At 66.5% G+C, this 21,876-nt stretch carries 16 protein-coding genes; 5 read left to right on the forward strand and 11 right to left on the reverse strand.

The annotated features are described in order from the left end of the window. Positions 1-33: 33 nt before the first annotated feature. Positions 34-3,036 carry a UPF0182 family protein gene (locus ON44_RS25710; RefSeq protein WP_040694559.1) on the reverse strand — a complete coding sequence of 1,001 codons (3,003 nt, stop codon included), beginning with the start codon at positions 3,034-3,036 and terminating at the stop codon, positions 34-36. Positions 3,037-3,236: 200 nt separating this feature from the next. Between ON44_RS25710 and ON44_RS25715 the strand changes: the two genes are divergently transcribed. Further along, a complete protein-coding gene (locus ON44_RS25715) occupies positions 3,237-3,827 on the forward strand; it encodes a PPA1309 family protein (RefSeq protein WP_040694561.1) in 591 nt (196 codons plus the stop codon). On the opposite strand, the gene ON44_RS25720 is transcribed toward ON44_RS25715, so the two are convergent. Next, positions 3,828-4,853, reverse strand: a complete 1,026-nt coding sequence (locus ON44_RS25720) for a YlbL family protein (protein WP_218007634.1) — start codon at positions 4,851-4,853, stop codon at positions 3,828-3,830. It lies immediately after the preceding gene. A gap of 127 nt (positions 4,854-4,980) precedes the next feature. Here ON44_RS25720 and ON44_RS25725 point away from each other — a divergent pair, with 127 nt between their 5' ends. From ON44_RS25725 to ON44_RS25735, 3 genes are all read left to right on the forward strand, one after another. Further along, complete coding sequence (locus ON44_RS25725) at positions 4,981-6,390, forward strand: zinc-dependent metalloprotease (protein ID WP_040694564.1); 1,410 nt, start codon at positions 4,981-4,983, stop codon at positions 6,388-6,390. Between the two features lie 87 nt (positions 6,391-6,477). Beyond that, entirely contained in the window at positions 6,478-7,344 is an 867-nt protein-coding gene (locus ON44_RS25730; RefSeq protein ID WP_040694567.1) for a hypothetical protein, read from the forward strand. Positions 7,345-7,427: 83 nt separating this feature from the next. Continuing rightward, positions 7,428-8,771, forward strand: a complete 1,344-nt coding sequence (locus ON44_RS25735; protein WP_040694570.1) for an ABC1 kinase family protein — start codon at positions 7,428-7,430, stop codon at positions 8,769-8,771. A 148-nt stretch (positions 8,772-8,919) separates the two neighbouring features. On the opposite strand, the gene ON44_RS25740 is transcribed toward ON44_RS25735, so the two are convergent. The 5 genes from ON44_RS25740 to ON44_RS25755 all read right to left on the reverse strand — a co-directional run bounded on the left by ON44_RS25740 (position 8,920) and on the right by ON44_RS25755 (position 13,011). Continuing rightward, complete coding sequence (locus tag ON44_RS25740; RefSeq protein ID WP_157187322.1) at positions 8,920-9,189, reverse strand: WhiB family transcriptional regulator; 270 nt, start codon at positions 9,187-9,189, stop codon at positions 8,920-8,922. Positions 9,190-9,381: 192 nt separating this feature from the next. Beyond that, complete coding sequence (locus tag ON44_RS50485) at positions 9,382-9,756, reverse strand: hypothetical protein (RefSeq protein ID WP_157187323.1); 375 nt, start codon at positions 9,754-9,756, stop codon at positions 9,382-9,384. A gap of 108 nt (positions 9,757-9,864) precedes the next feature. Further along, a complete protein-coding gene (locus tag ON44_RS25745) occupies positions 9,865-12,042 on the reverse strand; it encodes an ATP-dependent DNA helicase UvrD2 (protein ID WP_051182441.1) in 2,178 nt (725 codons plus the stop codon). Between the two features lie 58 nt (positions 12,043-12,100). After that, a complete protein-coding gene (locus tag ON44_RS25750) occupies positions 12,101-12,559 on the reverse strand; it encodes a MarR family winged helix-turn-helix transcriptional regulator (RefSeq protein ID WP_040694572.1) in 459 nt (152 codons plus the stop codon). Continuing rightward, positions 12,556-13,011 (reverse strand): EVE domain-containing protein, encoded by a 456-nt coding sequence (locus tag ON44_RS25755; RefSeq protein WP_040694574.1) that lies wholly within the window; start codon positions 13,009-13,011, stop codon positions 12,556-12,558. Before ON44_RS25755 ends, ON44_RS25750 begins: the two co-directional genes overlap by 4 nt. Before the next feature lie 117 nt (positions 13,012-13,128). On the opposite strand from ON44_RS25755, the gene ON44_RS25760 reads away from it, so the two are divergent. Continuing rightward, on the forward strand, positions 13,129-13,359 hold the full coding sequence (locus ON44_RS25760; protein ID WP_040694747.1) for a mycoredoxin: 231 nt from the start codon (positions 13,129-13,131) through the stop codon (positions 13,357-13,359). Positions 13,360-13,419: 60 nt separating this feature from the next. Here ON44_RS25760 and nudC read toward each other — a convergent pair whose 3' ends face one another. From nudC to ON44_RS52795, 4 genes are all read right to left on the reverse strand, one after another. Further along, complete coding sequence (nudC, locus tag ON44_RS25765; protein WP_040694575.1) at positions 13,420-14,322, reverse strand: NAD(+) diphosphatase; 903 nt, start codon at positions 14,320-14,322, stop codon at positions 13,420-13,422. Between the two features lie 23 nt (positions 14,323-14,345). Then, on the reverse strand, positions 14,346-15,401 hold the full coding sequence (locus ON44_RS25770) for a potassium channel family protein (RefSeq protein WP_040694748.1): 1,056 nt from the start codon (positions 15,399-15,401) through the stop codon (positions 14,346-14,348). Between the two features lie 141 nt (positions 15,402-15,542). Further along, positions 15,543-19,556 (reverse strand): ATP-dependent helicase, encoded by a 4,014-nt coding sequence (locus ON44_RS25775; RefSeq protein WP_083898148.1) that lies wholly within the window; start codon positions 19,554-19,556, stop codon positions 15,543-15,545. After that, a partial coding sequence (locus ON44_RS52795) for a PD-(D/E)XK nuclease family protein (RefSeq protein ID WP_245567335.1) occupies positions 19,553-21,876 on the reverse strand: 2,324 nt, incomplete at its 5' end. The genes ON44_RS25775 and ON44_RS52795, both read right to left, overlap by 4 nt.

The following is a 21,876-nucleotide window of genomic DNA, read 5'->3' on the forward strand; positions in this document are numbered from 1 at the left end:
CGAAACGGGTGACGGGGCCGTTCTCATCGGGGATCAGCGACCGGCGTCCTGATACGCCTTCACCGCAGCGTCCAGTTCCTCCAGCGCCTTGCCGAAGTCCTGGAAGTTCCCGGACTTCATGGCATTTCGCACAGTTTCGATCTTCTTGCTCAGCTCCGCGGCCGCGGCATCCTTGGCAGCGGATCCGGTCGCCGGCGGCGGCGTGGTGCCCTGTGTCGGCGGTGTCGTGCCCTGCGTCGGCGGCGTGGTGCCGTGGTCCGACGGCGGGGTGGTGCCCGGTTTCGGCCTGCTCGCCGGATCACCGCCGAACGGCGTGGCCAGCGAACCCGTCCCCGGCAGCACCTGATTCAGCGCATCGGCCAGGGTGGAGGCGAAGCCGACCTTCACACTGCCCGCCACATCGCGATAGCTCACCAGTACCCGCAGCAGCTGGGGGAAGGTGGAGCTGCCCGCCCCGGTATTTCGCTCGTTGTAGAACGGCTCCACATAAAGAATTCCGCCGTCGGCGATCGGCAAGGTCAGCAGATTGCCGTATCTGATCTTGTTCGAGTTCGACAGCAGTGTTTTCTGACTGGAGACTTCGGGGGCCGTCGTCATACTGTTCTGCGTTTGCTGCGGACCCTGCGTCTGTGTATCGGTCGGCAATTGCAAGATCGTGAATTTGCCGTAGCCGTCCGGATCCGAGCGCACCGAAATATAGGCAGACAGGAACTGCCGGTTGTAGCCGACCATGGCGCTGGTCAGATTGAATACCGGCTTATTGTTCGCCGACGCATCACCCAGCAGCACGTAATACGGCGGCTGATTGAACGTGCCGCCCTCGGTAGTCGGATCGCTCGGCACCGACCAGAAAGCGTTGTTGGTGAAGAACTCTCGCGGATTGTCCACGTGGTACTTGGTCAGCATTTCGCGCTGCACCTTGAACAGATCCTCGGGATAGCGGAAGTGCGCGCGCAGTTCCGGTGAGATCTCGCTCTCCGGCTTGACCGCGCCAGGGAACACACCGCGCCAGGCCTTCAGCACCGGGTCGGTGGGGTCCACCTCGTAGAGGGTCACCGTGCCGTCGTAGGCGTCGACGGTGGCCTTCACCGAGTTGCGGATGTAGCTGACCTCCTTGCGCGGCAACAGCCTTCCGGTCTTCTTATCGATGCTGTCCTCGACCGCGCCCTCCAGCGAGGTGGTCTGCGCGTACGGGTAGTTGTCCAGCGTGGTGTACGCGTCGACAATCCACTGGATCCGGCCGTTGACAACTGCCGGATAGGCATTGCCGTCGGTGGTCAGCCAGGGCGCGACCTTCTGCACCCGCTCACGCGGACTGCGATTGAAGATGATCTTGGAGTTGTCTCCGATGGCCGAGGAGAACAGCAGATTGCGCTCGGTGTACTTGGCCGCGAAGGCCAACCGGTTGAACCAGTTCCCGATCGACACGCCACCCTTGCCGTTGTAGGTGAATTGCGCTGTGTCGGAATCGTATTCGCGCGGCTGCGAACCGTTCACGGCGCCGACGATCGCGTAGTCCGGATTGGACTGCGAGATCAGCTCGCCGTAGTAGACGCGTGGCTGGTCGACCTTGATCTGCTGCTGGTCGGTCGAGTTGAACAGGTCGCTTACCAGAAAGATCGGATAGCCGCTGTCACTGCTGCCGCCGGTATTGGCGTTGGGGTCCTCGTACTGCGGCCGGTTGACCCGGTTGGCGGGCGCCGCGACGAAGCCGTTGCCGTGGGTGTAGACGGTGTGCTTGTTGATCCAGTCGGTCTGATTACCGCTCAGCGCCGACGGGTGCAGTTCGCGGGCGGCCACGATGTAGTCCTGGGTATCGCCGTTGAGGGTGTAGCGGTCGATATCCAGCGACTCCGGGAAGCCGTAGAAGTTCTTCAGCTGCTTGAGCTGAGTAAAGGTGGGCGACAAGATATTCGGGTCGAGCAGACGGGCATTGCCGATGGTCGCCGCGTCGACCGGAACTTCCAGCGGGCTCTTCGAACTGTCGCCCTTGTAGTCCTTGTACTCGATCTTGTCCGAGGTGATGCCGAACGCCTGCCTGGTCGCGGCGATATTGCGTTCGATGTATTCACTCTCTTTGTCGGCGGCGTTCGGGCGCACCGAGAACTGCTCGACGACCAGCGGCCATACCGCGCCGACCAGGACCGAGGAGAGCACGAGCAGCGCGGCCGCCATCGCGGGCACCCGCAGATCGCGCAGCACGATACCGGCGAAGAAGGCGATCGCACAGATCACCGCGATGGACAGCAGGATCAGCTTCGCGGGCAGCACGGCGTTGATATCGGTGTAGGAACCACCGGTGAAGGTCGGCTCCTTACGACTGCTCGACAGCAGCTCGTAGCGGTCGAACCAGTAGGCAATCGCCTTGAGCAGCACGAATATTCCGGCGATCACCGCGAGCTGGATGCGCGCGGGCCTGGTCAGCGTGCCCTCGCGCCCGGTCAGGCGCAGGCCACCGAAGACGTAGTGCGTCACCAGGCTGGCGAAAAATGCGATGACCACCGCGACGAACAGCCAGTTCAGCACCATCCGGTAGAACGGCAGATCGAAGGCATAGAACCCGACATCGAGGCCGAACTGCGGATCCTTCTGGCCGAACGAGTCGCCATTGAGGAACAGCTGCACGGTCACCCAATTCGACTGCGCCACCAGGCCGGACAGCACGCCGAGCACCAGCGGGATGCCGATGCCGAACAGCTTGAGCCGGCTCATCACCGTGGTGCGGTAGCGGGCGATCGGATCGTTCGGCCCCGCTACCGGCACGAAAACCGGCCTGGTCCGGTAGGCCAGCAGCAGTGCCAACCAGACGACGAGACCGACGAACAGCGCGACGACGATGAACAACAGGATCCGCGTGCGCAGCACGGTGAGATAGACGTTGCGGAAACCGACCTCGCCGAACCACAACCAGTTCGTATAGGTGTCGGTAAACCGCGGTCCCAGCAGCAGCAGCGCCGCCAGAATGATGGCCGCCACCAGCAGCACTCGGCTGCGTCGGGACAACGAAGGTAAGCCGGTGGGGGGCCGCATGCCCACGATGCCACTCTCCAAGGTCCGGCGGCGCGCGCACCGATGTTCTCGGCCGTGACACCGCAGTCCGATGTTGCAGGTGGTCCTAGCGGACCGTCTCGCGCCCACTCTACGGAATCGGGCGGTGACAGGGGCGGCGCCTTCGGCGCTGTGTGTTCCCAGAGCACGTCTGCCCTCGATACATCCACATGGTTGCTGGTGGAAGGATGTCCAGTGTGACCGCAGACCTGCACGCCGAACTCGTCCTCGCCCGTTCCGTCCGTGAAGTGGCGGAATTCGTCGATGCCGAGGGTTGGGGCAGACCGCCGCAGATGTTCGCGCTGGTGCCGACCGCCGATCTGGTCGCGGCCGAGCCCGGGTTGCTCGATCAGCTGGATCAGGGCAGCGAGCTGACTCCCATCGCGCAGGAGTCGTTCCCGGAAGACATCACCGGCGGATCGATGGCGCTGGACGAATTCCTCGCAACCACCAGTTGGCCCGAGGCCGTGAGCGGCTGCGTGCTCGTCCAGGAGATCGTCGTGCTGCCGCCGGATGCCGAGAGCACCCTCGACGATGCGCTCACCCCGCTGCTCGCCGATCACGAGGCCGCCGACGCCGCAGCGCGCGCCGCAGCCGAGACGCATCCGGGGCGGCGCACGGCCCGGCTGTTCGCCGCGGTACTTCGCACCGGCGCGGATCTGTGCCTGCTGCAGGTCAAGCCCGAGGACGATGTCGACGACTTCGGCGATCTCGACCTGCGCACCCATCCGAATCTGGCGCCCAACCTCATCGAGGCACTGCACCACACGATGGAGTGATCAGCCGCAGGAGACGGTCTCCCGACCAGCGTTGATGTCGTTGAGGGATTGCACCGCGCCGCTGAGGTTTTCGACCTTCACCAGGCGCAGGCCATCGGGTGTGCGCTGTTTGGCCTCATTGCAGTTGGCGGCCGGAACCAGGAAGGTCTCCGCACCGGCATCGCGCGCGGCCATCATCTTGTACTGGATGCCGCCGATCGGGCCGACCTTGCCGTCCTGATCGATGGTTCCGGTCCCGGCGACGAACTTGCCACCGTCCAGTTCACCGGGCGTGAGCTTATCGATCAGCGCGAGGCTGAACATCAGACCGGCCGACGGCCCACCGATATCGGCGAGATTGAACGAGACCTCCATCGGCGGGCGCGCACCCTCGGTCGGGGTCAGGCCGAGGTAGCCCTTGTTCGCGTCGTCGGGGCGGGCGGCCAGGGTAATGGTCGCGGTTTGTTCGGTGTTCGCACGCCGGTAGGTCACGGTGATCTGCGCGCCTGGCGCCTGTGCGGACACCGCGGCGACGACATCCTTGGGCGCCGTCATCGGTGCGCCGTTGATGCTGACCAGTTCGTCACCCGCGCGCAGCGTCTCCTTGGCCGGGCCGTCGTCGGAGACCTTGCGCACCAGCACGACCGTCGGCAGGTTCAGGAAGTGCAGCGCCGCCACCTCGGCGTTGCCCTCGGAATCCTTGAAGTCCTGCTGGTTGGACTTATCGATCTCCTCGCGCGGGACGCCGGGCGGGTACACCTCGGCGCGCGGAACCAGTCCGTGCTCACCGCTGACCCAGAACCCGAACGCCTCGAAGATGTTGAGTCCGTCGCGCACCGAGACCGTCGTCATATTCAGATGACCGGTCACCGGGTCCAATTCGGCGCCGCGGACGTCGACGACCTGCTTGCCGTCGACCGAGCCGAGGGTATTGAACGTGGGTCCCGGCCCCAGTGCGACGAAGGGCACAGTGAGCAGACTGCCCACCACACCGAGGACGAGCACCGGGATCAGGGCGGCCACCAGGGTCAGGATCCGACGATTCACCTGGACCACAGTAATGATCGCCGCCGCGCCGGGTCGTGCGAGGCGCATATTTACCGGCGTACGCGTGCCGGAGATTTCGCGCCGCGCGAACATCGACCCCCTACACCGCACGCGTAATGTTTGGGGTATGAGTGACCTCCCCTTCGGATTCTCGAACCGCGATGACGACGACCGCAAGCGCGGCGACGAGCCGAGCGGTGCCGGGGCGAACGATCCGTTCGGCATCGGCGGGGCAGGCGCGGGCGGTTTCGATCCGGCCCAGCTCGGACAGATGCTCACCTCACTCGGCCAGATGCTCAGCGGGATGGGACAGCCGGGTCCGGCGCAGTCCGGCCCGGTCAACTACGACGTGGCCAAGCGATTGGCCCGCCAGCAGCTCGGCTCGAGTGTGACGCCGGTTTCCGAAAGCACGGTCAAGGCCGTGGCCGATGCCGCGCACCTGGCCGAGCTGTGGCTGGATGGCGCGACCACATTGCCCGCGGGCGCCACCAGAACCGCGGCCTGGACCGCCAACGACTGGATCGAGGAAACGCTGCCGACCTGGAAGCGGCTGTGTGATCCGGTGGCCGAGCAGATCTCCGGCATGTGGACGGCGCAGTTGCCGGAGGAAGCTCGCGAGTTCGCCGGTCCGATGGTCGGCATGCTCGGGCAGATGGGCGGACTCGCCTTCGGCTCCCAGCTCGGGCAGGCCCTCGGCCAACTCGCCAAGGAGGTGCTGACCTCCACCGATATCGGGCTGCCGCTCGGCCCGACCGGCACCGCGGCGCTGCTGCCCGCGGCCATTTCGGAGTTCAGCGCCGGACTCGAGCAGCCGGAAAGCGAGATCCTGGTCTTCCTCGCGGCCCGCGAGGCCGCCCACCAGCGCCTGTTCGGACATGTGCCGTGGCTGCGTCAGCAGGTGCTCGGCGCGGTCGAGGACTATGCGCGCGGCATCAAGATGGATTTCTCCGCACTGGAGTCGGCGGCCCAGAATATCGACCCGATGTCGCTGACCGATCCCTCGAAACTCGAGGAGATCCTGTCCCAGGGCGCGTTCGAACCGCAGACCACCCCGGAACAGAAGCAGGCCCTGGAGCGGCTGGAAACGCTGCTGGCCCTGATCGAGGGCTGGGTGCAGGTCGTGGTCACCCAGGCGATCGGTGACCGCCTGCCGGGAGCGGGCGCACTCGCCGAGACCCTGATCCGCCGCCGTGCCACCGGCGGTCCGGCCGAGCAGACCTTCGCGACGCTGGTCGGACTCGAGCTGCGACCCCGCAAGCTGCGCGAGGCGGCGGCGCTGTGGCGGCGGCTCACAGCCGATGCGGGCATCGACGCGAGGGACGCCATCTGGGCACATCCGGATCTGCTGCCGGATTCCAATGATCTGGACTCCCCCGCAGGCTTCATCGATTCGGTGATCGGCGGCGGCGTGGACGCCTTCGACGATCCGCTGGCCCAGTTGGCCGAAACCGAGGCGCGTGAGAAGGCCGAACGCGAGGCCGCGAAGGGTGATGGTGAATCCGGCCCGAACCTCGGCAAGGACACCGACGCGTCCTGAGACTGTCCTGTTGATAAGCGCGAATTCCTGTGGATTACTGCAGGTTTCGCGCTGATTCGCCGATGACCCGATCCGCATACTGCTGCCATGACGACGAGGCGGATGTGCGGGCCGATGCTGGCGCCGCCAGTGACGGTATTGGTGCGGTCCTCCGGGGTCGTGCAGTTGGGGTGGGATCCGGAGCGGGCGCTGCTACTCGATCGGACCGCATTGGATACCGATACCGTGCTGGCGTTTCTGCGGCTGCTGGACGGCATGCACAGTCGCCCGCAGATCATCTGGCGGGCCGGGGAATGCGGGATCGAACCCGAGGACGCGGCGGAGCTGCTGAATCGCATCGGTGACGCAGGGCTGCTGCTGCATCCGGATCCGCGGCTGGGGCGGGTGCGTTCGGTGCGGGTGCACGGGCTCGGGCCGCTCTCGGATGCGGTCGCGACCGGATTGCGCCGGCTCGGACTGCGCCCGATCCGGTCGCGCGGCTACCGCGGCGACGGTTCGGTGCTGGATTGGCACGGCGAACTCGTGGTGCTGGCCGATTCGCTCGTCATCGAACCACGCCTGGCCAATGAGCTGGTGCTGCACGGGATTCCGCATCTGCAGGTCCGGATTCGCGATGGCAACAAGGGTATCGTCGGGCCACTGGTCTTTCCCGGCCTGACGAGCTGCCTGCGCTGCCTCGACCTGACCCGCTGCGAGTACGACCCGGAGTGGCCACAGCTGGCAAGCCAATTGCTCGGTCGGGTCGGGCACGCATCACCTGCCGGGATCCTGGCAACGGCGGCTTTGCTGCTCGGCGAACTCGAAGCGATCATGCACTGTTCCCCCGAGCGTCAACTCGACACCATAAACACCACGATCGAACTCGAACTCGATACGCACCGGATCTCGCGCCGGGAATGGCCGCAGCACGACGGCTGCGGATGCCGCCGTATTTTCGCTGGTAGCGCCGGATGAGAGTGTCCATTCTTACAGTCCGCCAAGCAGAGACATCAAGATTGGCGTGGCGATTGCACGGGTCCGTCCGCCATGATGGGTACGTGTCTGAGATCGTGCGCCGTCGCTCGTCCCGCAATGCCAAGTTAGCCAAGATTCCGCTGGGTATCGCCGGACGAGCCGCCGTCGGGTTCGGTAAGAAGCTGGCCGGTGGCGATAAGGGGGAGATCAACGCGCACTTGAACCAGAAGGCCGCCGAGCAATTGTTCACCGTGCTCGGTGAGCTCAAGGGCGGTGCGATGAAGTTCGGTCAGGCGCTGAGCGTCATGGAGGCCGCGGTTCCCGAGGAGTTCGGCGAGCACTATCGCGACGCACTCACCAAACTGCAGGCCGCCGCGCCGCCGATGCCTGCCGAGACCGTGCACCGAGTCCTGGACCAGCAGCTCGGCACCCAGTGGCGGCAGCGCTTTCAATCCTTCGACGACACCCCCGCGGCATCGGCGAGCATCGGCCAGGTGCACAAGGCGGTGTGGTCCGATGGCCGGACCGTCGCGGTGAAGGTGCAGTATCCGGGCGCCGACGAGGCGCTGCGCGCCGACCTCAAGACACTGTCGCGAATGACCGGTCTGATCGCCTCGGTGATTCCGGGCGCGGATGTGAAGCCGCTGCTGGCCGAAATCACCGAGCGCACCGAGGAGGAACTCGACTACCGCAACGAGGCCGCCAACCAGCGCACCTTCGCCAAGGCCTTCGACGGACATCCGGAGATCGTGGTGCCGAAGGTGGTGGCCAGCGCGCCGAAGGTGATCGTGACCGAATGGCTGGACGGCACTCCGGTCTCACAGATCATCAAGCAGGGCGCCGAGGATCCGGAGGGCACGCGGGCGCTGCGCAATCGGGTCGCCGCATTGATGGGCAAATTCCACTTCTCCTCGCCGGAGACCGTCGGTCTGCTGCACGCCGATCCGCATCCCGGCAACTTCATGATGCTGCCCGACGGCAAACTGGCCGTCATCGATTTCGGTGCCTGCGCTCCCATGCCGGACGGCTTCCCCGAGGTCCTCGGCCGGATGCTGGCCCTGGAACTCGACGAACGCTTCGATGAACTGGTCGAGCTCATGTACGACAACGGCTGGGTGATTCCGGGCCGGACCGTAACCGATAAGGAGATCGCCGACTACCTGCGGCCGTTCACCGACCCGATCCAGACCGATTCGTTCCACTTCACCCGCAGATGGATGCAGCGGGTGGCCGGTAAGGCCTCCGAGTTCAACAGTCCGGATATGAAGACCGCGCGGGCACTGCAACTGCCCGCGCAGTACGTGATGATCTTCCGCGTGCTCGGCGGTTCGGTCGGCATCCTGGCCCAGCTCGATGCGGAGCTGCCGTTCATGCAATTGGTGCGGGCGTGGATGCCCGGCTTCCGTGAGGAGCGCTCCGCCAGCTGAAAAGCCGAAAAGTTTGGCCGAGAACGCAAACGAGCCGCCCACCGGATCTCACGGTGAGCGGCTTGTTTGCTTTCTCGTTCCTGGGCCCTGCCCGAATCCGAACCGGCCGGATAGGCCTCAGCGACCGGAGGGAGGGGAATCACAGATCTCATACCGAGATCGCGACCTTGCGTGGACGTCCACGCGGGCGCTTGCGGGCGATCACGACACCCTGGTCGAAGATCTCACCGCCCCAGACACCCCACGGCTCGCGCCGATCCATGGCCGCGGTCAGGCAGCCCTTTCGGATGGGGCAAGACGCGCACAGCGCCTTGGCCTGCTCCAACTGGACCGGGCTCTCGGCGAACCAGAGATCGGGATCTCCGGCTCGACAAGGCAGGACCTTTGTGACCTCCCGGGTGCGGGTGGGCCGTGCCACGGTTCGGCATGTCACGTCAGTAGTGGCTTGTGGCCTCTCTGCGGTGAACACGTCGTTCTCCTTCAGCTCGTTTGCAGCGGTACGTTCGTTCGTTCCGCGAAACCGAGGCCGGTGTGGCTGAAGGGCCGGTAAAAAAATACTGGCCACGGTTTCGCTTCGGGCGATCCGTGGCCAGGAGGTCGGGAGTGTTCCCTACCTAGTTCGACATCTCTGTCGAATCCTGATCACGGTCGCTGGGTGTGCGGTGCGGCGGAGGCGTGCCTGCAGATCTGCCGGTGCATATCCGGCCTCAACTGCGAAGACGCCGACTTCTGCCGTGTGGGCAAATGCCGGGTGCCAGCCCGCGCTGGGCTTGTCCTGAATGACGACGCAAATCGGGGAATGCATGCTCATGGCTTTGCCGTGATCCCCGCGTACGTCGACACCGGACAGACCGATCCCCGGCAAAGCGACTGCTTGCAGGTCGCGCACATGAGCGCTGCTTGCGAGGATCCCCCGGGAGGCCGACATGACGGGCGCAGCATTCACCGCAACGCCAGTGGCGCTGAAGTTCGTATTGCCATTCATCGGTCTGCCTCCCTCCTGTACTCGTGTCGGTAACTCTGCGCGCCGAGATGACCTCCCGGTGCGTGAATCCCACCATATGTGTTGCCGCTCATTGCGACAACCTATTTTCTACCTGCGGTTTTGTGGGCTTGACCGCAGCCGTGATGCCACTATCGATAACACCTCGGCCCCGTATTGCTCGAGCTTCTTCGCCCCGATTCCCGGGATCGCGGCGAGTGCGTTGTCATCGGCGGGCAGTTGCTCGGCGATCGCGGTGAGTGTGGTGTCGGTGAAGATCACGAACTCACGCACCCGCAGATCCTGCGCTTTCTCCTCCCGCCACGCCTGCAGCGCCGCGAGTAGCTCGGCATCGAGTTCGGCCGGGCAGCGGCGGCAGCGGCCGAGCATGGTGGCGTAGGTGCCGATCAGCGGTTTGGCACACACCCGGCAGGTCGGGCGCACACCATTCGAGGCGCTGTCGGCAACCGGCGTGGCGATTCGCGAGGCCGGCGAGTCGTCGGGCACGAGGCCATTGAGGAATCGGGAGCGCCGCCGCGTGCGCCTGCTGCCCTCGCCGCGGGAGAGCGCCCAGGACAGTTGCAGATATTCGCGGGCCCTGGTCACACCGACGTAGAGCAGTCGCCGTTCCTCTTCGAGGGCGGCCTGATCGGCGACCGAACCGTCGTCGCCGAGCACATGCGCGATCGGCAGCGTGCCATCGGCGACACCGACGAGGAATACCGCATCCCACTCCAAGCCCTTCGCCGCGTGCAACGACGCGAGGGTTACGCCCTGGACGGTCGGTGGGTGCCTGGCCTCGGCGCGCGCGGCCAACTCACGCAGCAGGCCGATCAGGTCGAGCGCGTCGTCTTGGTCGACCAACTCTTCGGTCAGGCGGACCAACGCCATCAACGATTCCCAGCGTTCGCGCGTCTGAGCGCCCGCGGGTTCGGTTGCGGTCAGACCGACCGGCGCGAGTGCGGCGCGCACCAAGGTAACCAAGGCCTTACCGCTGCGGGACTGGTCGGGCAAATCCTCGCGAGCGGCCACCTGACGCAATGCAGATATGGCTTGCCTAACCTCATTTCGCGCGAAAAAGCCTTCGCCACCACGGACTTGATAGGCAATGCCGAGTTCCGTCAGCGCCTGTTCATACGCCTCGGACTGCGCGTTGATCCGATAGAGCACCGCGATCTCGGCGGCTGGTGTGCCCGCGGCGATCAGTTTCTTGATCGACCGCGCGACCGCGTGAGCCTCGGCAGGGCCGTCGTCGAATTCGGCGAAAACCGGTTCCGGGCCGTCGTCACGCTGGCCTACCAATTGCAGTCGGGTGCCCGCGATGCGACCGCGGGCGGCGCCGATCACCCGGTTGGCCAATGAGACCACCTGCGGTGTGGAGCGATAGTCGCGTTCCAAGCGGACCACCGTCGCCTCCGGAAAGCGGCGGGAGAAGTCGAGCAGATAGCTCGGGGTGGCACCGGTGAACGAATAGATCGTCTGGTTCGCGTCGCCGACAACGGTCAGATCGTCGCGGTCGCCGAGCCAGGCATCGAGCACACGCTGCTGCAGTGGCGTGACGTCCTGATATTCGTCGACCACGAAACTGCGGTAGCGCCCGCGGAATTCGTCGGCCACCGACGGGTAGTCCTCCAGCGCGGCGGCGGTGTGCAGCAGCAGATCGTCGAAGTCGAGCAGCAGACCGTCCGGTGTCGCCTTCAACTTCTCGTAGCCGCTGTAGGCCGCCGCGACCCGCATCGGATCGTAGGGCGGCTCGCGACGGTGTTTGGCCACGGCCGTCGGATAGTCCTCCGGTGCGATGAGAGTGGCCTTCGCCCATTCGATTTCGGTGAGCAGATCGCGAACAGCTTCGGTGTGCGAGGACAATCCGGCCTGATGTGCGGCCTGTGCCACGACCGGGAATTTGCGATCGAGCAACTGCCACGGCACATCGCCGACGATCTGCGGCCAGAAGTACTTGAGCTGGCGCAACGCGGCCGCGTGGAACGTACGGGCCTGCACCTGGTTGGCCTCGCCGCCGAGGCCGAGCGCGCGCAGGCGGTTGCGCATCTCCCCCGCTGCGCGGGCGGTGAATGTCACCGCGAGCACTTGGTCGGCTTTGACGTGTCCGGCGGAGACCAGGTGGGCGATGCGATGGGTAATGGTCCTGGTTTTGCCGGTACCCGCACCGGCGAGCACACAGACCGGACCCCGGGGCGCGCGGACGGCTGCCGCTTGTTCGGGGTCCAGCGAGTCCAACTCCGGGCGGGTGGGCTCGCTCGTTCTGGTTGCCGACACGACACACATCATGGCAGTGCCCGCCGACAAGTCGCGCCGCAAGGATCCGGTTCCGCAGGCTCGGTCGCGACTAGCGATCGCGCAGGCGGCGCAGTCCGACCGCGAATGCCCGCGTATCGCCGTCGAGCGGGGCGAAGAATTCGTGATCGCAGTTCTCGACCGCGACCAGCGCCCGATTCGCCAGTGCCACACCGTCTTCGGTGGGGACCAGGGCCTTGGCCCTGCGGTCGTGCGGATGGTCGCGGCGCTCCAGCAGGCCCTTGTGCTCGAGTGCGCGCAACACCTGGGAAGTCATCATCGGATCGGTGGCGGCGTGGGCGGCCAGATCGCGCTGCATCACCGGTTCGTCGCGACCGGCGGCGAGGTAGGTCAGCGCGGCCAGCAGGACGAACTGCACATGGGTGAGATCGAAGGGGGCAAGGGCCGCGCGCTGAGCGGCCTGCCAGCGATTGGTCACCTGCCAGAGCAAGAGGCCGGGACTTTCGTCGGCCTCGGCGAATCGGCTGCGCAGACCGCGATCCTCACTCATATGCCTCCTCTATCAGCGATCATCGCCTGTTCGATTGCCGCGAAATCGTGCGCGGTCAATTCGACCAATCCACGGCGCAACACCATGCCCCAATTCGGCGTACTCGTCAGATCCAGTTCACCGCGCAGTTCGTCGATGGGGATCTCATGAGCATCGGTTCGATAGTGCACCGCCCGCCGCCACGGCTGGAAGCAGCCGCCATCCTGCGGATCCGCCTGCCAGACCGGCTGGTCCTCGATGGTGCCGATGGCGGTGAAGGACCTTATCGGCGCACCGCTGCGCATGCCTTCGCGCGGCGAGTAATAGAGGAATCCGTCGCCGGGACGCATGCGCTCGAGCGGCATCCGCTTGCCGTGGCTGACCTGGGCGATCCCCAGTTCGACACCGCGGCGGACATGTTCCCGGGAGACCACACCCAGCCAGTACTTGGTGGTCGTTGCAGCAGCAGTCATAGATTTAGTATGCGCGCATACTAAATCATTCACAAGTCCGGATTCGGAGTTCGGTGGAACAGGATCGGGCCGTCAAATGTTGAACGGTCCGTGACTGACGTGACCCCCGCCTTGACGATGTACTCGACCACCTGGTGCGGCTACTGCCGACGGCTGAAGAAGCAGTTGGACGAGTCCGGTATCAGCTATGTCGAGATCGATATCGAAGAGGATCCCGCATCGGCCGAGTTCGTCGGCAGTGTGAACGGCGGCAACCATGTGGTGCCGACGGTGAAGTTCGCGGATGGGTCCACGGCGACGAATCCGTCGCTGGCCGCGGTCAAGCAGACATTGGCCGCACTGGCCTGATCAGACTGCAATTGATCCGTGCGGACGATCGGCCCGCACGGAGCTTTTGCGTGTCTTCGATCAGAGCGCGGCCCAGGACTCCACGATGGTGCGCGCGATGGAGATAGAACCCGGCAGCAGTAGCCGCGCGCCCTGGTTCTGGGCGGACCAGTCACCGACAGCCAGCGCCTCGCGCACCTCGGCCCGGGTGAACCAGTAGGCCTCGGCGATCTCGCCATCCGAAAAGATCAGCGGCTGATCGGGATCCGCGATGGCCGCGAAGCCGAGCATGAGCGAGCGCGGGAACGGCCACGGCTGGCTGCCCAGGTAGGTGATGTCGCGCACATCGAGCCCGACCTCCTCGCGCATCTCGCGCTCGACGCACCGCTCCAGCGACTCCCCTGCCTCCACGAATCCGGCGAGCAGGGAGAACAGTGTCTTCGGCCAGGTGTGCTGGCGGGCCAGCAGGACCCGGTCGCCGCCGTCGTGGATCAGGCAGATGACGGCCGGATCAATCCGGGGGAACTCCTCGTGGCCGTTCTCGGTGACCCGCGACCAGCCCCCCTTGGTCGCGACGGACGCCGTGCCGTCGGCGGCATTGAATCCGGCCTTGTCATGCCAGTTCAGCAGGGCCATGGCGGAGGTGAGCAGGTCGGCGGTGAGATCGTCGAGACCGCCTGCCATCGCTCGCAGATCGGTCAGCGTGCCCTGCAGATCGGCATCACGCACAGCCCACACATGCTTGTCGCCGTGGATGCCGAGGAAGACCGCGGCCGGACTCGGCTCGGCGGACAGCTCGATCGCCGGTTCCAGCACCAGCGCACCATCGTCGAAGCGGAACTGTCCGCGCTTATTGATCCGGAGCAACTCGGCCTCGGCCCAGCCCTCCTTCAGCGACTGTTCGTCGGCCCGGATCTCCTCGGCCCGGTCGAGCACTGAACGCGAAAGCAGTGGAACACCATTGAGCTGAAATCCAGAGGCCACGGTTCGAGACTATCGCGCCGGTATTACCGGCCTGCGTGCCGGATGTAGAGCAGCTTGTCGGTCGCCTCCAGCGCGTCCACCTCGGCCTCGCCCACTCGGATCAGCTCGCCGCCGCGTACCACGCCGAGCACGATATCGCCGAGATGGCGCGGGGAGCCGCCGACCTCGGACGGTTCCACATCGCGTTCGGCGACCGCGAAGCCCTGTTCGGGGGTCAGCAGATCCTCGATCATCTCCACCACGGTCGGGGTGGTGGTGGCGATGCCGAGCAGCCGGCCCGCTGTCTCGGAGGACACCACCACCGAATCGGCACCGGACTGGCGCAGCAGATGGGTGTTCTCGGCCTCGCGGATGGCGACCACGATCTTGGCGTTCTTATTGAGCTCGCGCGCCGTGAGAGTCACCAGGACGGCGGTGTCGTCCCGGTTGGCGGCGACCACGACCGAGGAGGCCCGCTGCGCGCCGGCCAACCGGAGCACATCGGACTGGGTGGCCGAACCGTGCACCGTCACCAGGCCCACATTCGCCGCCGCCTCCAGCGCGACGGCATCGGTATCGACCACGACGATGTCGGCGGGCTGTACGCCGTCGCCGAGCATGGCATCGATCGCGGTGCGGCCCTTCGTCCCGTATCCGACGACCACGGTGTGATTACGCACGCTGCGCCTCCAACGCTGAATCTTGAATGCCTGCCTGGAGCGCTCGGTGAGCACGCCGATGGTGGTACCGACGAGCACGATGAGGAAGAGCACGCGCAGCGGGGTGATGATGACGATATTGGCCAGCCTGGCCTCGGCGGTCACCGGCGCGATATCGCCGTAACCGGTGGTCGACAGCGATACCGTCGCGTAGTAGAAGGCGTCGAGGAACGACAGCTCGTCACCGGAATTGTCGTGGTACCCACCGCGACCCAAATACACCACCAGCGCCGCGGCGAACAGCAAGGCGATCGCGAAGAGCACGCGGCGCACCAGCGAAGCCCATGGGCTGTTCTGGATTTCGGGGATGCGCAGCACCCCGACCAACGCGAAATCCGGACGACTGGACAGTCCGATACTGCGTGCGCGATCACCGAACACCGGACTCACCCGCCCCCGTGCTCGCCGATCCCACGGCGTCGGCCGTCTGCGGCGTTGCTTGTCCCTCCGGCACGAACGGCAGCCTACCGGGTCCCGGCGGCGCCGCTTGGCGCCGACGCGAACGGTTGGTGAATCTCTGGATCATTCCGGGGGCGTCGGCGCCGCATTCCGGATCAGCTCGGCCAGTTCGTCCGGGCCGGGTAGTTCGGCGGGCGCGATGGTGCGTCCGGTGCGCACGTAATGGAATGCGGCGCCGATGCGTTCGAGCATTTCCGCCTCGGTGCCGTGGTCGCGCGCCGCCATCAACCTGGCCCAGGCCAGTCGGTAGACGGCCAGCTGCATGGCGACCGCGGGCTCGTCGGCGGGTGCGGGTTCGGCGCCGGTTTTCCAGTCGACCACGATCCAGCCGCCACCGGGCTCGGCGAAGACCGCGTCCATCCGGCCGCGGATCACCGTGCCCGCGATGGAGGTTTCGAAGGGGATCTCCACTTCGAGCGGGCTGCGATGAGCCCATGGCGAGTTGAGGAAGGACTCCTGCATGGTGATCAACTCGGTGTCCAGGCCCGCGTCGGCGGCGGTGCTGTCGGCGGCGCCGGGGAGTTCGTCGAAGCCGAGCAGGCGGTCGGCGGCGAACCAGCGCTGCACCCAGGCGTGGAAGGCGGTGCCGCGGCGGGCCAGTGGATTCGGTGGGAACGGCAGTGGGCGGCGCAGGCGGGCGGCGAGTTTGGCTGGGTCGGCGCGCATTTCGACGAGGGCCGTTGCGGCGATCTGGCCGGGGAGTTCGACCTCCTTGGCGATGGCCTGGTCGGCTTCGAATTCGGCGAGGAGGGCGTCGACGTCGGCGGACCAGCCGTCGGGGTCGTCGGCATCGGGCCCGTGGTCGGCGGAATGGCCGTGGGGCGGTATGGGTTCGGAGGTCGATGAGCCGAACTCGTCGGGGGGTGGCTCGAAGTTGTCGAAGGGTGGTTCGAAGTCGTCCGAGGGAGGCTCGGATTCGTCGAAAGGCGGTTCGAAATCGCTGAGGGGCGGCTCGAACTTGTCGGGGTGTGGTTCGAAGTCGTATGTGGGCAGCGGGAATTCGTCCTGGCCGTGCGGATCCGGCGCACCAGAGGCATGCGTTGATGGTTCGTAGGAGTCGTCGAACGGTGCGGGCGCATCGGGAAAGTCGGGCGGGGGAACCTCGGCATAGGGGTCGACCGACAGTGTGACCGCGGCGGGATCGTCGGGGCGGACGGCCGGCGTTTTCGGGTCGGCGAAGTTGTCGGTGGCAGGGTCTACAGTCGGTGTCATGTCGATGTCATGGGGCACGCGGGCCACGAAATCGGCTGAGGCAGTGGCTTTATCGCGGGTTGTGGACTGGACCGTACGGCTCGTCCCGGTGACACCTGCGGCGGGTTGTGCCGCGAGTTCGACGAGGGCGGCGCGGACGAGGGATGCACCCTGTTCGATGGGATCGCGGCGATTGCCCAGAGGGTCGCGGGGCCATTCGGCGGTTGCGGGGTTGTCGGTGAACGGGTTGACGGCATCGACATCGGGGGCGTCGTCCCAGCGGTCGATGGTGACCGCGCCATTGGCCGGGCTGTCGGGGGCTTCGCTGGCATGTTTGAGTTCCAGCAGGAAGTCCGATGGGCCCTTCGGGGTGGTGCCGGTTTCGGCCCAGTGGTGGGCGGAGACGAATAGCACGCGTTCGGTTCTGGTGAGGGCGACATAGAACAGGCGGCGGTCTTCGTCGATACGGCGGCGGTCCAGGGATTCCTTGTGGGACTTGATCGCTCGTTCCAGCTCGGCGCGGTCGTAGAGGTCGGCGAGGTCGAGTACGGGGACACCCTCGGCGGCATCGTCCTGTCTGCGGTCACCACGCAGGGAGGTGGGGAGTTCGGCGAGTGCGCCGAGCCAGCTGCCCGAGGCCGCGCCGGAGGGGAAGACGCCGCGGGCCACGTGCGGAACCGCGACGATCTCCCATTCCAAGCCCTTGGCCGCGTGCACGGTCAGCACCTGGACGCGGTCCCGCGCGACCTCGACTTCGCCCGGTTCCAGACCGTTCTCGACGGATTCGGCGGCGGCGAGGAAAGCGAGCAGGCCGCCGAGCGAGGCGCCGGAATCGCTGGCATAGCCTGCGACCACCTCGGCGAACGCGTCCAGATGTTCACGTCCGGCACCGGCGCCGAGCATGGCGCGGCGGGCCTGGGTTTCCACGCCTACGCCGATAGTGCGCTCCACATCCGCCACCAGTTCGGCGAGCGGCTGACCGCTGCGCTCGCGCAATGCGGCGAGTTCTCGGCCCAATGCGACGATGCGTTTGAATCCGGACTCCGAATACTGTTCCGGCGGGCCGGGATCGGCGATCGCATCGGCCAGCCCGGCCTGTTCGGCCGGTTCGGGCGCCACCTCGCGCAGTGCCTCGGCCAGTGCGGTCGAATCGGTGATTTCATCGACTTCATTGCCGTGCAGACGGCTGATCGACAGATCCCTGGCGCGGCGGGCGAGCGCGGCGAGGTCAGCGACGCCGATGCGCCAGCGGGCGCCGGTCAGGATGCGCATGGCGGCACTGCCTGCACCGGGTTCGGCGACGAGCCGCAGTGTCGCGACAATATCGGCGACCTCGGGGGTGGCGAGCAGACCGCCGAGGCCGACGATTTCCACCGGAAGTCCTTGTTCGCGTAGGGCTTCCGCGAGCGGTGCGGCATCGGCATTGCGTCGTACCAGTACGGCCGAGGTCGGCGGCGGCTCCCCTGCTTCGCGTTTGGCCGTCCATTCCGCGGCGATCCGGACGGCCAACCAATTTCGTTCGTCGGCAATGGTTTCGGTGAGAGCCAGCGCGACCACGCCCGGTTCGGCATCGGGTTTCGCGCGCAGTGCGTCGACGGTTACGCCGCCGCTGTCGATGGCATTGCGACGCAATGGTTCGGCGACCAGATTCGCCAGGGCAAGTGCCTCCGGCGGGTTCCGCCAGCTGGTCAGCAGTGGCAGGATCGGCGCGGGAATGCCTGGGGCGCTGGGGAAATCGGTGGCGAACCTGGGCAGGTTGGCGGCGGAAGCGCCACGCCAGCCGTAGATCGACTGCATCGGGTCACCGACCGCGGTCACCGCCAAACGCTGTTCGGCACGGCTGGTTGTGCTGTGCTCGGCACCCGACTGCGCATCGCCACGGGGGTCCTCCGGCGCGCGTGAATCCGCGGCATCCTCGCTGGACGTCGGGGGGTCGGCGGCCTTTCGTGATCGCTTGGCGTGCGGTTGCGGGGACGATCCGCCGAAAAGCGAGGCGAGCAGGATGCGTTGGGCGTGGCCGGTGTCCTGGTATTCGTCGAGCAGGACCAGGCGGAAGCGGGCGCGTTCGGCAGCGGCAACCTCGGTATGTTCGGCGGCGAGGCGGGCGGCCAGGGACATCTGGGCGCCGAAATCCAGTGCGCCACGGCGGCGTAGGGCCTCGGCGAGCTGTTTGACCAGGGGCAGCAGGGCGACACGTTCGCGCTGCACCTGGACGATATTCTGCAGGGCCTGGCTCGGTCCGCCACGTTGACGTGGGCCGGCGGGCAGGGTGTTGACCAGTTTTTCGAGTTCGGTGTGGGCCTCGGCGAGTTGTTCGGGTTCCACCAGATGTTCGGCGAGTTGGCCGGACAGTGCGAGGACCGCCTCGGTCACCGAGACCGGGGTGCGGTCGGTATCGAGGTCACCGTCCCAGTTGCGGACGACCTGGTGGGCGAGCTGCCAGAGCTGGGTTTCGGTCAGCAGCGTCGCGGCGGGTTCCACGGGCAGCAGCAGGCCGTGCTGGGTGAGCAGGCGGCCCGCGTAGGAGTGGTAGGTGCTGATCTCGGGTTCGGCGCCGGAAAGTTGGGCGCGCAGCTCACCGCCGGTATCGAGATCGCGCAGCAGCGGTGAACCGGCCAACCGGGCCAGCCGGGTGCGGATGCGGGAGGTCAACTGCTGGGCCGCTTTTCGGGTGAAGGTCAGGCCGAGTACCTCGTCGGGCAGGACGAGACGATTCGCGACCATCCACACCACGCGGGCGGCCATGGTCTCGGTTTTGCCCGCGCCCGCACCCGCGACGACCAGGGTCGGTCCCGGTGGGGCCGCAATTACCGCGGCCTGCTCCGCGGTGGGTGGTGGTAGGCCGAGCGCCTCCGCGAGCCGGTTCGGCGATACGGCGCCGCTCATTCGTCGGTCACCTGCCTTCCGGTGTCCTGGACAGGGCAGCTGCCCGCGACCGAACAGTGCCTGCAGCCATCGTTGCGCATGGCGAGGTAGCTCGGGCCCTGGGTTGCGGCCGCGGCATCATGAATCGTGCCACGCCATTTGTCGAGTGCCTCGGCGTCGAGCGGAGGTTGCATGCGCTGCGTGGCGCCCTCCTTGCTGCTCGGCTTGGCGACGTAGACCAGTCGCGCACCGCCGGGTTCGCCCGTGGTGCTGTGCGGTTCTCCCGCAGCCGGGCCGAATTCGCCGGCGGTAGCGTCGGACTCGCCGGTGGACGGGTCCGTTTCGCCTGTGGCAGGGGCGGATTCATCCTGCGCCCGACCGAATTCGGAGGTGGGCTCGCCGAGGCTGATATCGAGTGCGCCTGCTGCCGCGGCAACCTGGTAGGTCGCCAGCTGCGCGTGGTCGGCGGCGGCCTGCTTGGTGACCGGCGACTTCCCGGTCTTCACATCGACGATGACGAACCGGCCGAAGGCATCGCGCTCCAGCCGGTCGACCCGGCCGCGAATCCGCACGGCGGGTTCGTCTTCCGTGCGAGGGGGCAGTACACAGTCGACCGGGACCTCCACACCGGCCTGGGTCAATTCACCGCGGGTATTTTGCACCCAGGCCATGAAGGTCTCCAGCATGGCCTCGGTGCGGCGCAGTTCCTGACGGGAATGCCAGCCGGTACCGGGATCGATGGCCTGCCATGCCTTGTCCAATGCCGCCCGGACCTGCGATTCGGGCACCTTGCCTGCCAATGCCTGGACGAGGGTGTGGACCAGATTGCCCTTGACGGCGTGGGGGTTGTCGCCATCGGTGCCGCCGTGACGTTCCAGCGCCCAGCGCAGCGGGCAGGTGCGCAGTAGCTCGACGGTGGACGGAGAGAGGGCAACCGCGGTCTCGTCGTCATCCCAGAGGGAACGCGACGAGCTGAGATCGGCTGTGCCATACCACTCGTCGGGATGTGTGCCCGGCACCCCGGCGTGGGCCAGCCGGGCGAGTTCGTGAGCGGCGCGACGTCGGCGGTCCGGTTCGGCCTCGGAATCACAGACCACACCGCGCAATTCGGCCACCAGCGCATGCATGACCAGGGCGCGGCCCGGATCGGCGACCGGCAGCGCGCCGGGTTCGCTGTCGTCATCGTGGCCGAGGAGTTCGGCGAGGAACCGCGAGGGTACGAGATCACGTTCACCCGAAACCGATTCCACGGCGGTGACCAGCAGCGAGCGCCGGGCCCGGCTGCAGGCGACCAACAGCAGTCTGCGCTCCTCGGCCATGATCGGGGCCGCGCGGCTCACCACTTCGCCCGCGTCGACGATGCCCGCGGTGAGGTCGACCAGATCCTCGGTCTGCAGCAGGGTGCCGCGCGGACGCGGATTCGGCCAAATACCTTCCTGCACAGCGGCAACCGCGACCACATCCCACTCCCGGCCCGCGGACGCGTGCGCGCTGAGCAGCGCGACCGCCTCCCCCGCCGCGGTCACCGATCTGGTGTCGTGCGGAATCTCCTGCTGCACAAGGAATTCGACAAAGCCCTCGAGGCTCGCGCGGGGCAGCCGATCCACGTAAGCGGCTGCGGCATCGAATAATCCGACAGCGGCATCGAGATCGCGATCGGCCTGCATACCCGCCGCGCCACCGCGTTCGGACTGCGCCACCCACCGCCGCTCCAGCCGCGACCCGGTCCACAGCGCCCACAGCACATCCTCGAGACCGGCACCGCGCCGCCGAGTCTCGAGTGCCCGGTCGAGCGCGTCGAACACCCGCTTCAGCGGCGCCCCCTCGACATCGGTGAGCCGCTCCATAATTCGACGATCCGCGTGACCGACCAGCAGGTCACGCAGCACCTCCGCGGAAGATTTGTCGACATACGCGCGCCATGGGGAATCGCTGTCGTCCGGTTCGGTTGTCGACGGGGCCCCTTCCGGATCGCCGCTGCTCCGTTCGGAAGCATCCGTGCTCCCCTGTTCGATTCGTAGCGAATTCTGCTCGGCCTCGTCCGCGCCCCGCTCAGCGCCATCCGCACTCCGCCCGGCCTCGTCGACGTCGCTCTGCCATTCCAAATCTCGACTACTGAATTCCGGTTCGATGCCATACCAATCGGCATCGTCGGTAATCCGCTCGACTTGGCTGATATTCCGTTCGGCCGTCGTGACATTCCGTTCGGTGCTGTCCGCCCCCGGGTCGAAGCCTTCCTCTTCCGGCGGGAACGCCTCCTCATCCGGCGGGAAACCCTCAGCAGCCCAATCGGGTTCGTCACCCGACGCGGAACTCGCACGCGCACGTGCGGCCTTGATTT

It is taken from the genome of Nocardia vinacea NBRC 16497 (genome assembly GCF_000308835.1).
GTDB classification, from domain to species: Bacteria; Actinomycetota; Actinomycetes; order Mycobacteriales; family Mycobacteriaceae; genus Nocardia; species Nocardia vinacea.